This is a genomic window from Mesorhizobium sp. L103C105A0 (assembly GCF_000502215.1).
GTDB lineage: Bacteria > Pseudomonadota > Alphaproteobacteria > Rhizobiales > Rhizobiaceae > Mesorhizobium.
In genome coordinates this window covers 376,044-391,271 of the sequence record NZ_AYXF01000002.1, presented here as the reverse complement: position 1 = coordinate 391,271, position 15,228 = coordinate 376,044, and the positions used below count along the sequence as shown (strand labels likewise).

At 63.4% G+C, this 15,228-nt stretch carries 11 protein-coding genes and 1 pseudogene; 5 read left to right on the top strand and 7 right to left on the bottom strand.

Annotated features, from left to right (window positions below; all coding sequences use genetic code 11):
* Nucleotides 1–192 precede the first annotated feature (192 nt).
* Nucleotides 193–459, top strand: coding sequence for a hypothetical protein (locus X727_RS157830; protein ID WP_031202677.1), 267 nt, complete (start codon nt 193–195; stop codon nt 457–459).
* 8 nt (nt 460–467) lie between these two features.
* Here X727_RS157830 and bmt read toward each other — a convergent pair whose 3' ends face one another.
* Nucleotides 468–1,490: a betaine--homocysteine S-methyltransferase gene (gene bmt, locus X727_RS157835; protein WP_023744716.1), complete on the bottom strand. Its 1,023-nt coding sequence runs from the start codon at nt 1,488–1,490 to the stop codon at nt 468–470.
* A gap of 115 nt (nt 1,491–1,605) precedes the next feature.
* Entirely contained in the window at nt 1,606–2,463 is an 858-nt protein-coding gene (locus X727_RS157840; RefSeq protein WP_023681768.1) for a helix-turn-helix transcriptional regulator, read from the bottom strand.
* Nucleotides 2,464–2,686: 223 nt separating this feature from the next.
* Between X727_RS157840 and X727_RS157845 the strand changes: the two genes are divergently transcribed.
* Nucleotides 2,687–3,697 (top strand): fatty acid desaturase, encoded by a 1,011-nt coding sequence (locus tag X727_RS157845; RefSeq protein WP_031197693.1) that lies wholly within the window; start codon nt 2,687–2,689, stop codon nt 3,695–3,697.
* A 91-nt stretch (nt 3,698–3,788) separates the two neighbouring features.
* Nucleotides 3,789–4,616 (top strand): PhnD/SsuA/transferrin family substrate-binding protein, encoded by an 828-nt coding sequence (locus tag X727_RS157850; protein ID WP_023744717.1) that lies wholly within the window; start codon nt 3,789–3,791, stop codon nt 4,614–4,616.
* On the opposite strand, the gene X727_RS157855 is transcribed toward X727_RS157850, so the two are convergent.
* The 5 genes from X727_RS157855 to X727_RS157870 all read right to left on the bottom strand — a co-directional run bounded on the left by X727_RS157855 (nt 4,581) and on the right by X727_RS157870 (nt 12,349).
* A complete protein-coding gene (locus tag X727_RS157855) occupies nt 4,581–5,888 on the bottom strand; it encodes a Xaa-Pro peptidase family protein (protein ID WP_023744718.1) in 1,308 nt (435 codons plus the stop codon). The genes X727_RS157850 and X727_RS157855 overlap by 36 nt on opposite strands.
* 55 nt (nt 5,889–5,943) lie before the next feature.
* Complete coding sequence (locus X727_RS157860; RefSeq protein ID WP_023744719.1) at nt 5,944–7,512, bottom strand: glycosyltransferase family 39 protein; 1,569 nt, start codon at nt 7,510–7,512, stop codon at nt 5,944–5,946.
* A 44-nt stretch (nt 7,513–7,556) separates the two neighbouring features.
* Nucleotides 7,557–10,127 carry an FAD-dependent oxidoreductase gene (locus X727_RS157865; protein WP_023833833.1) on the bottom strand — a complete coding sequence of 857 codons (2,571 nt, stop codon included), beginning with the start codon at nt 10,125–10,127 and terminating at the stop codon, nt 7,557–7,559.
* An 18-nt stretch (nt 10,128–10,145) separates the two neighbouring features.
* Nucleotides 10,146–10,586: a DUF559 domain-containing protein gene (locus tag X727_RS22800; protein ID WP_023714359.1), complete on the bottom strand. Its 441-nt coding sequence runs from the start codon at nt 10,584–10,586 to the stop codon at nt 10,146–10,148.
* A 185-nt stretch (nt 10,587–10,771) separates the two neighbouring features.
* Complete coding sequence (locus X727_RS157870) at nt 10,772–12,349, bottom strand: trimethylamine methyltransferase family protein (RefSeq protein WP_023714360.1); 1,578 nt, start codon at nt 12,347–12,349, stop codon at nt 10,772–10,774.
* 272 nt (nt 12,350–12,621) lie between these two features.
* On the opposite strand from X727_RS157870, the gene X727_RS157875 reads away from it, so the two are divergent.
* Together X727_RS157875 and X727_RS01000000164450 are read left to right on the top strand one after the other, a co-directional pair.
* A complete protein-coding gene (locus tag X727_RS157875; RefSeq protein ID WP_023825767.1) occupies nt 12,622–13,797 on the top strand; it encodes an MFS transporter in 1,176 nt (391 codons plus the stop codon).
* Nucleotides 13,798–13,925: 128 nt separating this feature from the next.
* Nucleotides 13,926–15,150: pseudogene (locus X727_RS01000000164450) on the top strand (MFS transporter).
* Nucleotides 15,151–15,228 lie beyond the last annotated feature (78 nt).

The following is a 15,228-nucleotide window of genomic DNA, read 5'->3' as shown; positions in this document are numbered from 1 at the left end:
ACCGGCTACGGGCGGGGTGAGGCAGGCCGGCGGGGGAAACCCTGCCGGCCTTTTTTCGGATCGATTGATCCGAAGTGCACAGATGATCCGCCTGATCGTTAAATTGCGCGGCTTTTCCGGAACGTCATCGCAATGCCCTGCTATTATTGCATGGGGTCGGGACTGGGCTTGGGGAGCCGGGAATTGCAGATCATGAACATTGGAAACACGACGCCGGCGGTGAGACACACGCAGGCGTCGGGAACGCTGTCGCCAGAATCCAGGCGCATCATGGATGACGTCGACGCAGCCCGGAATACCGCAAAGTCGGCGCTGACCAATGACCGCTTTCGCGTCATGCTGGAGCAGATCGGCAATCCGCAGTCGTCGGGTGACCTGGTGACGATGAGTGGCAACGCCAACGGCACCGCCCTGGATTTCAAGACGGCGCTATCGCGTTACGCTGAAAACAGCGAATAAGTTCGATATCAGGCGCGGCTGCGGCGGCGTTCGCGGCGGGCTTCGCTGGTCTCGGCGGTGTTTTCCGTCGCCACCTTGTTGCGCATCGGACCGATGCGCTCGACGATCGCCGCGACGGTCGGGCGTTCGGATTTGGTGTGCGCGTCGAGCGCCTTGCGCATGGCGGCAAGGTGCTGGAACGACGTGCCGCAGCAGCCGCCGATGATCTTCGCGCCGCCATCCACCGCCAGCCGGACATAGTCGGCCATCAGCTCCGGCGTGCCGGAATAATGGATCTCGGTGCCACGAAATTCGGGAATGCCGCAATTGCCCTTGACGATCACCGTCGCTTCCGGCTTCGCCTCGGTCATGTCGAGCAGCGAGGCCAGGATGTCGGAGGCGCCGACACCGCAATTGGCGCCGACACCGAGCGGTGTCTCTGAAAGTCCGTCGACGACGCCGTGGATATCCCTGGGCAGCAGGCCCATCATGGTGCGGCCGGCAGTGTCGAACGAACCGGTATAGGTGTAGGGCAGGCCGACGCGGATGGCGGCCTCCGCCGCGGCGCGGATTTCGTCCGGCGCAGACATGGTCTCGATCCAGGCGACTTCGGCGCCGCCTTCCTTGAGACCCTCGATCTGCTCGGCAAAAGCCTCGACTGCTTCGTCATAGGTCATTGCGCCGAGCGGCACCAGCAACTCGCCGGTCGGACCGACCGAGCCGGCGACGATGACTTTCCTGCCGGCCTTGTCGGCGACCGCGCGGGCAATCTCGGCGGCGCGCTTGTTCAGCGCATGCACGCGGTCCTGCGCATGGTGCAGCTTCAGCCGGTGGCGCGTGCCGCCGAACGAGTTGGTGAGAATGATATCGGCGCCAGCGTCGACGAAATTCTGGTGCAGGCTGGTGATGGTGTCGGGCGCTGCCTCGTTCAGCAACTCCGGCGCTTCGCCGGCCTCCAGACCCATGGCGAACAGATTGGTGCCGGTGGCGCCATCGGCGAGCAGCACGCCCTTTTCGGCCAGCAGAGCATCGATGGGATTGTTCGCGGTCATCGGATCGACTTTCAGATATTTGAATGGAATAAGGATATAAAGAAGTCTTTATGTCCAGTCAATGTGTTTGCGACCGGCAATTGCCGCGCGGCGCACCTTTCCGGGGCGTTGGGGATCAGGCAGAACCCGATGGAAATGACGCGCCGGCCAGATTGCGCGCGTAGGCGGCGGCCTCATGCGGGTTGATGTCGGCGGCCCGGATCAGATTGTCGAAATGCTGGGTCAGCGCTTGGACCGGCTGGGTGGCGTTCAGCACGACATACATGTCGCCGACATAGATGGCGGCGCGATAAGGGCCGAAGATGGTCAGCGGGATGGAATAGCGCATGCGGCCGTCATAGAGGAACAGGCGGAAGGTGGGGTAGAGATCGTCAAGCAGCGTCGCCATATGGGCAAGCTGCTGCCGGCGGTCAGCCTCGGGAAAGCGGTCCCAGACGCCCAGGCCGCGGGCAAAGATCTCAAGCGTATGGCGCGGCATGCAGACCTCCATGTCGGTCTCAGGGCGCCGGTTGTACTCGATGCGGTACTGCGTCTCGCTGGCCTGCGCCAGACGGCTGCGGTTGGTGATGTTGGCTTCGTAGTCGACCAGCTGGCGTGTGCGCAGGAGATCGGGAATGCCGGCCGGCACATAGCGGATCTTGGTGCCTGCGGCCTCGGCGAACCATTTGGCGAGCAGCGTGCGGTCGAAGCCGTCGGGCGCCTCTTCGATCTCCAGGCTTTCGCGGATTTCGCCGGTGACGCCTTCATCCTGGGAGAGGCCGAGCAGCCAGTCCAGCGAGATCTTGAATTCGGCGGCGATGTTAAGCAGCGTTTCGGCACGTGGCAGGCGCGTCGAGGCGCCGGACATCAGTTGCGACAGCGCCGACCGGTCGATGCCGACTGCTGACGCGAAAGCTGACTGGTTGAGATCGGACCGTGTCAGGAGCAGCTTCAGGCGCTCCCGGAAGATTGCCGAAAGGTCCCGTTTGTCCACTGTTCGTTCTCCGCACTCTCTTAGGAAAAATTTGCGCCCGAGCCGTCGAATCAGCACTTCCAGCGTAAATGAATCCGTAGGGTTGTTTACAATGCATAACATCTGCGGTCAAAAATGCGCAATCGCAACATTTTGTACACTTTGTCTCGTTGAGCGGAATCGCTTCTCCTGACACTATGCTGTCAGGAACAATTCCGGCGACTGAGGGACAGTGGTCGATAGCATGACAGGCAAGCGCATCAAGCGACGCGACGCAGCGGCCATTGAGTGGCCGACCGTGGTCCTCGCTTTCTTCTGTTACGGAATGTGGCTCGCTGCCGGGCTCCTGCTCTGGCCCTCTTATCCGACCCCGGCACTTCTTCTCCTCGGCTTCATCCTGGCCTTGCAGTCGTCGATCATGCACGAAGTGCTGCATGGCCATCCGACGCGCAGCGCGCTCATCAACGAAGCCTTCGTCTTCCTGCCGATCGGCCTGGTCTGGCCGTTCCGTCGCTTCAAGACGCTCCATTTGCGCCACCACGCCGACGAGCGCCTGACCGATCCGCTCGACGATCCCGAGAGCTATTACCAGGCGTTGTGGATGCATGACGATCTGCCGCCGACGATGAAATTCCTGCTCAAGATCAACAACACCATGGCCGGCCGTTTCTTTCTCGGCCCCTGGCTGTCCTGCATCGGTTTCTTCGTCGACGACGCCAGGCATGTGATTGCCGGCGACAAGGTGATCGGCAAGGCATGGCTGCTGCATGCGATCGGCCTCGCCATCGTGGTGCCGATCGTGCAGTTCGGCTTCGGCATTCCGGTATGGCTCTACATTCTGGTGCCGGTCTGGCTCGGCCAGTCGCTGATCGCGGTCCGGACTTTCGCCGAACATCAGTGGTCCGAGCACCCTGAAGGACGCACGGTGATCATCGAGCGCTCGCCGCTGTCGTTCCTGTTCCTCAACAACAATCTGCACTTCGTTCACCACAAGACCCCGACCGTTGCCTGGTACAGGCTGCCAAAACTGTTTGCCGACCGCCGCGACGAGTGGCTGCGGATGAACAATGGCTACGCCTATCCGAACTATTTCGCACTGATCAAAGCCTACGCCTTCAAGGCCAAGGAGCCGATCGTGCACCCGGTGCTGCGCCGCCAGCCCGAGCCGGGCAGGGCGTTCAAGCCGCGCATCAGGGCGCGCAGCATCAGCGGGCTTGGCAGCGCGCCGGTTCCGGCCGAGCCGCCGAAGGAATAATCCCCGGACTTCCCGAACCCGTGTCGGCCAATTCTGATTGGACGCCGCGTTTTTGCGATCCTTTCCCGAGCCATGATGATTGAGTGTCGGCATGAGTGATTTGGTTGCGGCATTGCCGATGTATGACTGGCCCGAAGTGCGCGGCGAGGTCGACGCGCAATGGGCAGCGTTGCGCGATGCTTTTCGGCACAAGGGCGTCGATGGGCCGCAGACAATCGTGCGCCGCAATGGCGACCTGCCGCCGGTGCCGGGCGGTATCCACGACGCCGAGGGCAGACTGATCGCGCCCGATCCGGCGATACTGCCGCCGGACGAACTCGACCATCACCAGCTTTGGCTGCATCCGGCGCTGCTGTTCGCGCAGACCTGCTGGGGGCCGATGGAACTCGGCCTGAGCAAGCATGTGCAGGTGGTCGGCCAGCCGAGCTACGACGCTTACGAGGGCGGCGAAGGCGAACTCTATTCGAGCGCGCTGGTGATGCGGACGGGCGAGGGACCGGAGGTTCGCTCGCCCGCGGATGGCAAAGCCTTGCTGCCGCTCGATCTGATGCGTGACAAGTGTTTTACCTACAACAGCCTCGATTCGATGTCGGGCATCATCGCGCTGACTCGCGACCTGCAGGCCGCCGGCGAGAGCATGGATATGTTTCCCTCGCGCAGCGAGAGCGGTGGCCATCGCGGCTCGATCGTCGCGGTCGCCGAGGGCAAGGCGGATATAGCTGCCATCGACTGTGAGAGCTGGGCGCTGGCGCAGCGTTTCGAGCCTGCGGCAAACGCCGTGAAGGTCGTCGGCTGGACGGCAAGGCGCAAAGGCCTGCCCTACATCACCGCCAGGACGACGCCGGAAAAGACGCTCAAGGCTCTGCGCGAGGCGCTTGCCGGATCAGCCGAGCAGCCTCGCATCCAACGGGTAGGTTGAAAGCTGCTCGTTACCGGTCTCGGTGATCAGGATCTGTTCCTCGATCTTGACGCCCTCATGGTCGCCGAGACGGCCGATATAGCTTTCCACGCACAGGACCATTCCCGGCTCCAGCACGCCATCGGGCGTGTCCGGCGTCCAGTCGCTGGCATGTGGCAGGGTTGGATACTCGTCGGCGAGGCCGACGCCGTGATAGAGCACGCCGTAGCGCGCCGGGAAGCAATCTCCCGGCGGCACCACGGAGCGTTCGACCAGGTCGCGAAAGGACATGCCGGGCTGCATCAATTGCGTGTTGTGGGCGATCTGGTCGGCGGCAATGCGGAACAGGTCGCGCTGCTCGTTCGACGGCCTGGCGTCACCGCAGAGCCAGGTGCGCGAGAGATCGGCGCAGAAGCCGTAGGGGCCGATCAGGTCGGTGTCGAAGGCGACGAGGTCGCCTTCCTCGATCACGCGCGACGAGCATTCCTGGAACCACGGATTGGTGCGCGGCCCCGAGGCCAGCAGCCGGGTCTCGATCCATTCGCCGCCGCGCGCAATGTTGCCGCGGTGGAGTTCGGCCCACAATTCGTTTTCGGAAATGCCCGGCGTCAGCGCCTTCTCCATTTCACCCATCGCCGCTTCGCAAGCGACGATTGCGCGGCGCATGGCGAGGATCTCGTCCGGCGATTTGATCAGCCGCGCATTTTCCATCACCGCTTCGCCATTGCCGATCGAAATGCCGAGCCGGGCGAGTTCCTCGACGCCTTCCGGGTTGATGTGGTCGACCGCAATGCGGCTGTTGCCGCCGCCATGCTCCTTGACCAGATCGGCGATGCCGGCCGCCCAGCGGCGGACTTTGTGCTCGGTCAGCTCGCCGCCATAGAGATACATCCACGACACTGCCGGCCGCACCTCGTCGACGACGCCGGAATGATCGGACAGATGCTCGCAGGAGAAATAGTCGAACAGCACCACGGGTCCCTCAGTGGCGACGAAGCAGTGGCGGGTCGGATTGTGCGCGACCCACAGCTGCATGTTGGTCGAATCGGTGGCGTAGCGGATGTTGACGGGGTCGTAGAGCAGCGCGCCGGCGTAGTTTCGGCGCCTCAGTTCGGCGCGGAGGCGCTCGAGCCGGTATTTGCGCATCGCGGCAAGATCGGGCGCGGCGATGCCTGCCGCTTGCCATTCGGCTTCAGCCAGCGCGCCATAGCCCAGCACATGCTGGTTCAGCGACGCCGCCTTCTGGCGCGATGTTTCGCGCAAGGCTTCGACGGAGCCGGGCTCGAACGGCATGATCTTGCGATGACGACCGAACCCTTGTTTCTCCACCCGACGCCTCCCTGCCGACTTACTGTGGCGCTGCGCCCGCGGCCGCTTTCTTCAGCCGCGTGACCGTCAGCGTGCGGGTGGGCGGCTCGCTGTCGAACAGCATCGGAACGACCAACTGCTGCGGCGAGCCGTCAGCGACATAGCCGGCCTCGCTCAAGGCCCGCAGGATGCCCTCGGGAGGTTCCTTGTCATTGGCCATCACGAGCACCGCCGGCTCGATCAGCAAATGGCCGAAGTCCGGCATCTCGTCGTCGAGCACGACCAGATCGGGATCGACAAGACGCAGATTTCCCACCCAGTGCCAGCTCGATATCGCCGTGCGAACCGGACCGTTTGCCGTCAGCTGGCCATAGAGCGACTGGTAGTCGACACGCACGATGCTGCCGCGGCTGTCGCCGCCATTGAGGTGCGTGTACCAGGTCACCGGCAGCACGAGGATGGCAAGCGTTGCGCCGACAAAGACGACGACGTCCTGCACCTTCCTTCCCTTGTCGCCTCTGGCATCCATCCGCAAGGCCAGCGCGACCGGCAGCAACACAAGAATGGGAAGCATCCAGCGATCGCGAAATTGCGTCGTCCCGCTCGCCAGGACGAGCACGATGGTCATCGCCAGGGCAAAAGCGATGGTGCGCCACACCAGTTTCTCGGTCCATGGCGCCGGTTGCAGAGCCGGCGCCGGCTTTTTCCATGCGATGAGCAAAGCCGCGACGAATATGCCGGCCGGCAACACGGCGAAATACAGGATAGCCTTGCCCAGTCCGCGCATTCCGTAGAATGCGGTTTGTATGGCGCTTTCTCCTCTGCCCATGCCGAAGCCGCCGCTGTGCGACAGCAGCTGGTCGGTGTAGGTCAGGTTCCAGTAGAGCGTCGGCAGGCAAAGCAGCACCGCCACGACAAGGCTGATCGAAAACCGGCGGTTGAGGATGACGCCGCGCGTTTCGCGCAGCGACAGGGTGGACAGGATCAGCGCGCCGAGAAAGATCGCGTTGTTGTATTTCGACAGGATGGCGGCGGCCATCGCCACGCCAAACAGCACATAGGTGGCCAGGGAACGCCGCTGCACCAGTTCAACGAGCGCAAGAAACAGCACCACTGAAAAACAGAAAGCGGCGATCGAGTGGGTGAGGGCGTGCTGCATCTCCCACACCATCTGCGGAAACAACAGCAGGCCGAACAATGCGGCGGCGCCAGCGCGGCTGGAATAGCCCAGGCGGCGGACAGCGATGAAAACCGACGCCAGCGCCGCTCCGATCAGTAGGTACTTCACGATCTTGAGCGCGAGGATGTTCGTTCCGACCACGGCGGCGACGAGGCGGGCGAGCCAGGTGTAGAGCGGCGGCTGCGAGCCGCCATAGCCAGCCCAGAGGTAGCGCATGTACATCAGCTGTTCGGAATCGTCGACGCCGACACCGGTTCCCACGACATGGGACAGCAGCGCCATCACCACGATCTGGACGACGCAATAGACCGCGACGCAGACCAGTGCGGCGTTGAAGGGACCGACCTTGCCTTCGCCGAGCCAGTCCGTCCATTTCTCTAGATACTGCAAGGGGATCGTCTTCTCATCGAGGGAAATGCCTGCGGCCAACTGCCGAAGGCCCCTTACACGATCTCACGCTCCCTGTCGCCTTTTCAGGTCCGCATCTTCTCGCCGCTGGGGTCGAAGGGCGCCTCGACATTGATACGCGCCGGACGCCGGTGGCCGAGGATCTCGATCTCGAACAGTCCGGCACTTTCGTCCTCGGCGAGTGCCGCCGGCACATAGCCCTGCGCCATCGACTTCTGCACATAGTGCGCATAACCGCCCGAGGTGACCCAGCCGACCACGCGCCAGTCGCCGTCGACGATGCCGCGCACGGCGGAAGCGCCTTCGGCAGCCTTTGAGCCACGCACTTCCTTGCCTGCCGTATCGAAGCGCGGCGCGCCATAGCCATGCGGCTTTTCCACCGTGCCATAGTCCTTGCCGACCTTGGCCCAGATCGGCTCGTCGCCCATGACATCGGCGTCGGCCGCATCGACAATGAAGGAGACACGGCGCAGTTTCGGCCCTTCCGCCTGTTCTTTGGCGGCGGCTTCGCGGCCGATGAAGTCGTTCTTCTCCAGCTTGATGAAACGGTCCATCGCGCCTTCGAACGGGCCGTAGATCGGGCGCAGCTCGCGGTACCACGTCGGGAAGTTCTTCTCCAGGCGCATGGAGAGCAAAGCGCGCATGCCGAAATCGACGAGGCCAAACTCCTCGCCGGCGTCCTTGATGGCCTTGTAGACCAGGCGCTCATAGGCCGGCGCCATCCAGATCTCGTAGCCGAGATCGCCGGTATAGGTGATGCGGTTGACCATGCAGGGCGCGCCGCCGACCGCCATTTCGCGGAAATCCATGAAGCGAAACGCCTTGGTCGAGATGTCGACATCGACCAGCTTCTGCAAGAGGTCGCGCGATTTCGGACCGGCGATCGACAGGCCGACGAGCGTCTGATCGAAGCGGTGGATGCGCACCGAACCATCCTTCGGCAGATGCTTCTCGAACCAGCGCATGTGGTACTTCTGCGCGGCGGACGAACCCCAGATCATAAATCTGTCTTCGCCTGCCTTGGCGATGGTGAAGTCGCCGATCAGCTTGCCGAACTCGTTGATCATCGGCGTCAGCACGATGCGGCCGATCTTCGGCATGCGGTTGGTCATCAGCCGGTTGAGGAAATCCTCAGCCGCAGGTCCCGACACTTCGTATTTGGCGAAGTTGGCGATTTCGGTGACGCCGACGCGTTCGCGCGTGGCGCTCACTTCCTCGCCGATAGGACCGAAATCGTTTGAGCGGTGGAAGGAGACGACGTCCTTCGGCTCCTTGCCCTTCGGCGCGAACCACAGCGGGGTCTCCAGGCCCCAGCTATCGCCCATGACGGCGTTGTTGGCGAGCATCGTGTCATAGAGCGGCGTCGTCTGCGCCGGACGCGCAGCCGGCAGCTCTTCATTGGGGAAGCGGATGGAGAAGCGGCGCGAATAGTTTTCGCGCACCTTTGCGTTGGTGTAGCGCAGGCCGGCCCACTCGCCGAAGCGGGCGACATCCATGCCCCAGACGTCGAAGCCGGGATCGCCATGCACCATCCAGTTGGACAGCGCGAGGCCGACGCCGCCGCCCTGGCTGAAGCCGGCCATGACGGCGCAGGCGCACCAGAAATTGGTCAGGCCCTGCACCGGCCCGACCAGCGGGTTGCCGTCAAGCGCGAAGGTGAAGGGGCCGTTGATGATCTGCTTGATGCCGGCTTTCTCGATGCCGGGGAAATGCTTGAAGCCGATCTCGAGCGACGGGGCGATGCGGTCGAGGTCGGGCGGCAGCAGTTCATGGCCGAAATCCCACGGCGTGTTGACCGGCGACCATGGCTTGCAGGCCTTTTCATAGGTGCCGAGCAGGATGCCGTTGCGCTCCTGGCGGGTGTAGATCTCGCCCTTGAAGTCGAGCACGCCGATCATCTCGCGGCCGGTCGATTTGTTGAACTCCTCGACCTCGGGCATCGGCTCGGTGAGCAGGTACATGTGCTCCATGGCCAGCACCGGCAGTTCGACCCCGACCATGCGGCCGATCTCGCGCGCCCACAGGCCGCCGCAGTTGACGACATGCTCGGCGTGGACGGTGCCCTGTTCGGTGACGACGTTCCAGGTGCCGTCAACTTCCTGCGTCAGCTCGACGACGCGGTTGCGCAGCACGATCTCGGCGCCCAGCTTCTTGGCCGCCTTGGAGTAGGCGATCGTCGTGCCGGAGGGATCGAGATGGCCTTCGACCGGATCCCACATGGCGCCGACGAAATTGGTCTCGTCCATCAGCGGGAACATCGCCTTGGCTTCGGAGGGCGTGATCAGTTCGGTGTCCATGCCGAGATAGCGCCCCTTGCCGTGGGCCAGGCGCAGAAAATCCATGCGCTCGGGCGTATCGGCCATCATCACGCCGCCGGTCAGATGCAGCGAGCAGGACTGGCCGGAGATTTCCTCGATCTCCTTGTAGAGCTGCACCGTATAGGCCTGCAGCTTGGCGACGTTGGGATCGCCGTTCAGCGTGTGGAAGCCGCCGGCTGCGTGCCAGGACGAGCCGGAGGTGAGCTCGGAACGCTCGATCAGCATGATGTCGGTCCAGCCGGCCTTGGCCAGGTGATAGAGCACCGAGCAGCCAACGACGCCGCCGCCAATGACAACCGCTTTAACGTGAGATTTCATGAGAGATAGGTCCGTTTTTTAAGAGATTGAATCGAGTGGGCGGGGCGTGAAAACAAAGCGGAGATCGGCCGCAGCGACGTTCTCGGCCAACCTGCCATCAAGCGCGGCAAGGATGGTGTCGCAGACGGAAGTGCGATGGTTCAGGACGTCATGGTTCCAGAGACGCAGGATCGAATGGCCTTGCGCGCGCATGAAATCGTCACGGCGACGGTCATAGGAGCTGCCGGCGTGTTGATGGCCGTCGATTTCCACGACAAGCCATTTTTCGCGGCAGGCGAAGTCTGCGTAGTATGGTCCGATAGAGAACTGTCGCGTGAATTTGTAGCCGCCAAGTTTGCGGGCTTTCAACTCAAGCCAAAGCAGAGCTTCGGCCTGATTGTCACCTTGTCTAAGTTTTCTGGCTCGCAGGGTAGTGCCATTCTTGCGGCGACTGCGGGTTTGACCAGCGCCTTCCCCCACTCCGTCGCCGCTTCGCGGCGCCACCTCTCCCCCCTCCGGAGGGAGAGGAAGGGAGCCAGCCCGCATAACTTCGCGCCTTTCCTCTCCCCCGTCGATCGGGGGAGAGGTGTCGAGCGCAGCTCGACGGAGTGGGGGTCGACTGTTCATCAGATCCATACGAATGATCAGTTCATCAACAACATTGATCAAAAATCGGTCGGCGCGCCGCCTTCGGACGTGCGCTTTTCGACGAAGTCGTTGAGCTCTTCACGGATCGCCGGGTCCATATAGGGTTCCTCGTAGGATGCCAGCCGCTCCTTCCAGACCTTGTTGGCCTTTTCCAGCGCGGTCGGCGATCCGGCTTCGGCCCAGGTCTCGAAATTGCGCCAGTCGGAGAGGATAGGCGAGTAGAAGGCTGTCTTGTAGCGGTCCTGCGTGTGCTGGGTGCCGAAGAAATGGCCGCCGGGGCCGACCGACTGGATGGCGTCGAAGCCGAGCGCTTCGTCGGACAGGTCGAGCGGGGTGAGGAACTCGGCCACCATCTGCAACAGGTCGATGTCCAGGATGGTCTTCTCGTAGGAACAGCGCAGGCCGCCTTCGAGCCAGCCGGCGCCGTGCATCATCAGATTGCCGCCGCCCTGGATGGCGCCCCACAGCGAGAACACGCTTTCATAGGCTGCCTGCGCGTCGACCGTGTTGGCGGCGCAGGTATTGGAGGTGCGGTAGGGGATCTTGTAACGGCGGGCAAGCTGGCCGCCGACAAGCTGCGCCTTCATATATTCAGGCGTGCCGAAGGCCGGCGAGCCTGACTTCATGTCGACATTCGAGGTGAAGCCGCCATAGCCAACCGGCGCGCCCTTTCTCACCATCTGGGCAAAGGCGATGCCGGACAGCGCCTCGGCATTTTGCTGCACCAGCGCACCGGCGATGGTCACCGGCGCCATCGCGCCGGACAGGGTGAAGGGCGTGATGACGACGACCTGACCCTTGCTCGACATCTGGATGATGCCTTCCATCATCGGCACATCCAGTTTCAGCGGCGAATTGGTGTTGATGATGGTGAAGACGGACGGCTCTTCGAGCATCTGCTCATGGCTGATGCCGCGGGCGATCCTGGCGATCTCGATGCCGTCGACATTGCGCTCCTTGCCGAGCGAATAGATGTGGAACACCTTGTCGGTCAGCGTGGCGAGGTCGCGGATGCATTCGAGGTGGCGCACGGAAGGATGGATGTCGGTCGGCTCGACTGGATAACCGCCGGTGCAGTTCAGGATGTTGTGCATCTGCGCCAGGCGCAGGAAGTTGCGGTAGTCCTGCTGGTTGCCCGGACGGCGGCCGCGATCGAGGTCGGAGCAGTTCGGTGCCGACGCCATCATCGACAGGATCACATTGTTGCCGCCGAAGCGCACATTGTGCGCCGGGTTGCGGGCATGGAGCGTGAATTCCGACGGGCAGTTGGAGATGAGATCGAGGATCATGTCGCTGTCGAAGCGCACGCGCTCGCTGCCCTCGCGGACATCAGCGCCATTTTCCTTCATGATGCGGCGCGCTTCGTCATGCAGCACGTCGACGCCTATTTCCCTCAAGACGCGCAGCGAGGCGAGGTGGATCGATTCCAGCTCGTCGTCCGAGATCAGCTTGGTCGGCGTCAGCGGATTTCTCAGTTGTCGAAAAGCCGGCTGTTCGAAGGCGGCCGAGCCGCCGGCGCGCTTGCCCGCACGGCCACCGCGACGGGCACGGTCGGCTGCCAAAGGCGGTTCGGCTGGATGCAGGGCGGCGGTCATGATGGTCCTCGTACGATGCTGGTAGCGGGCGGCATAATGGACCGGCGGCTGTCCGGCCATTGCGGAGGCGGCGACCACTAGGACGAGGGAAGCGACATGCCCGAACGGCAGTCCGATAGCTGACAACCTTGCCGGGGATTGGCGGACAGGACGCGCCCACTGCGGCTCTTGGCGCAAGGGGATTTCAGGCGCGGCCCTTCCTTTCCCTAAATCGAACCGCTAGCTCAATGGTTTGCCGCTGGATCGGGCCGGCAATTCATGTGGAAGGCATCATGGCTGCGACCGGTTCGAGCGATGGCGAAGCGGGGACGCAATGGGCGGCGCTTGCCGGCGTAACTGCCGCCCTCGCGATGTTCGGTGCGGCGCAAGGGCTGAGCTCGCCGCTGTTTACGCTGCTGATGCAGAAGCAAGGCATGTCGCCGGCGCTGATCGGCTTGTCGGCAGCGATGATGCCGCTTGGCCTGATCCTTTCGGCCTCGTTCGTGCCGGCAGCCGTTCGGCTGGTCGGCGCGCGCAACCTGGCTGTGGGTTGCTCATTGATTGGGGCGCTGTGCTTCCTCGGCATCGGCTACCTGCAGGACTGGGTGGGCTGGTTCGTCATCCGCTTCATCATCGGTATCGTCATCAACCCGCTCTATATACTGGGCGAAGTATGGGCGCTGTCGCTGGCGCCGCCGTCGCGCCGCGGCAGGGTGATGGGGGCATTCAACACCGTGCTGGGCGCTGGCTATGCTGCGGGGCCTTTGGTCCTGACCGCGGTTGGGATATCGGGCTGGGTTCCTTTCCTGGTCGGCATGGCCGGCTTCATCCTGTGCGCCGCGATCCTTCGTGCTGTTTCGTCAAGCCTCGCCGGCTTCGAGGATGACGGCCAATTGCCCGGCGGCTTTTTCGGTTTCGCCAGGCTGGCGCCGGCGCTGTTGTTTGCCGTGCTGGTTTCGGCGGCGGTCCAGCAGGGCACCTACGCTTTGATGCCGGTCTTCGGTGCCGCCTATGGCCTGCCCGAAAGGACGCTGGCGGCCCTGGTGATGGCACTGTCGCTGGGAAACATCTTCCTGCAAATCCCGCTCGGCCTGCTGGCCGAGCGTTTCGGCGGGCGGGCGATGATCATCTTCTGTGCGTTGGCGACAACGACCTGCGCGGTTTTGCTGCCGTTGCTGATCACGACGCCGGCGATCTGGCTCGTCCTTCTCGTCATGGGCGCTGTCGGCTACGGCGTCTACACCATGGCGCTGGTGGAACTCGGCAGCCGCTTCAGGGGAACCGTGCTGGTCGCCGGCAACGCCGCCTTCGCATTGATGTGGGGCGCCGGCGGCATTGTCGGCCCGCCTGGCGCCGGTGCCTTGATGCAGATCATCGGTCCGCTCGGTCTGCCGGTGGTGATCGCCGGACTCGACGCGCTGCTGGTGAGCTTCGCGCTCTATCGATCGTTCAAGCGCCAAAACTCCTGACGGCCCAAAAACTCCTGACAGGCCCAAACTCATGACAGGCCTTGTCTGGAGCAAACGGTTTTTCGCGGGGCGGGGCTTACCCGCGTCGGACAGAAAAGCTAGTCCTGAACCTGGTTTAGGTGCCAATGATGAACCTGGCGGAAGCTGACAACGAGAAGATGCAGTGGGCGGCGATCAGCGGCGTGATCGCGACCGTCTCGGTGTTCGCCATCGCGCAAGGCCTGTCCTATCCGCTGCTGAGCTTCATCCTGCAACGCCAAGGCGTTTCGCCGGCCATCATCGGGCTCTCGGCGGCAATGACGCCGATCGGCTTCATTGTCTCGTCGCCGCTGATCCCGGCACTGGCGCGCCGGTTCGGGGCAGGGCGCACCGCGCTTACCTGCGCGGCGCTTTCGGCTATTGTGCTTGCGCTGATCGGCTGGACGCAGAATGTCTATCTGTGGTTTCCTCTGCGCTTCTTGATCGGGGTGGTGACCAATCCGCTCTATGTCTTGAGCGAAATCTGGGTCATTGCACTGGCGCCGCCATCGCGCCGCGGTCGCGTCATGGGTGTCTATTCAACCATCATCTCGGCCGGCTTCGCTGCCGGGCCGCTCTGCCTGCTCGCTGTCGGCACCGTGGGATGGCCGCCATTCCTGGTGGGGATCGCCGCCTTCATCTTCTGCGGCGCCTGCCTGGCGCTGGTGCTGTCGCGACTGCCGAAGGTCGACGAAGCCGGGCACAGGGTTTCGGTCATGGGCTTCGTGCCACTGGCATGGCTACTGCTGTCGGCGGTGGTCGTTGCCGCCGGTTTCGAACAGGGCGTGCTGGCGCTGCTGCCGGTCTACGGCACGCACTATGGCATCGCGGAAGCGCGCATGTCGGCGCTGCTGTCGGTGATGATCGCCGGCAACATCGCCATGCAGGTGCCGCTCGGCTTGCTGGCGGAACGGCTGACGGCGCGGCTGGTGCGATTCATCTGCGTCGTGGTGACGGTGCTGGGCTGCGCCCTGTTGCCGCTGCTCATCGAGACGCCGCTGATCTGGCCTTGCGTCTTTATCTGGGGCGCGGTCTCCTATGGCATCTACACCATGTCGATCATCGAGCTCGGCGACCGCTTTACCGGCTCGGCGCTGGTCGCCGGCAATGCCGCCTTCTCCCTGATGTGGGGCGTCGGCGGCATNCTTTACCGGCTCGGCGCTGGTCGCCGGCAATGCCGCCTTCTCCCTGATGTGGGGCGTCGGCGGCATCGTGGTGCCGCCGCTGGCGGGTGGCGTCATGGATGTGATCGGCGCCTCCGGCCTGCCGATCACGCTGGGCACGATTTGTCTGGCACTGGCTGTGGCCACGGTCCTGCGCCGGCGGATGGTTTGAGGCCGCATTCCCCCGATGACCTGACGTACCATCTTGAATAAAACCGCTTGCAACGCGATGTAGGCAGGGCTGCCCGCC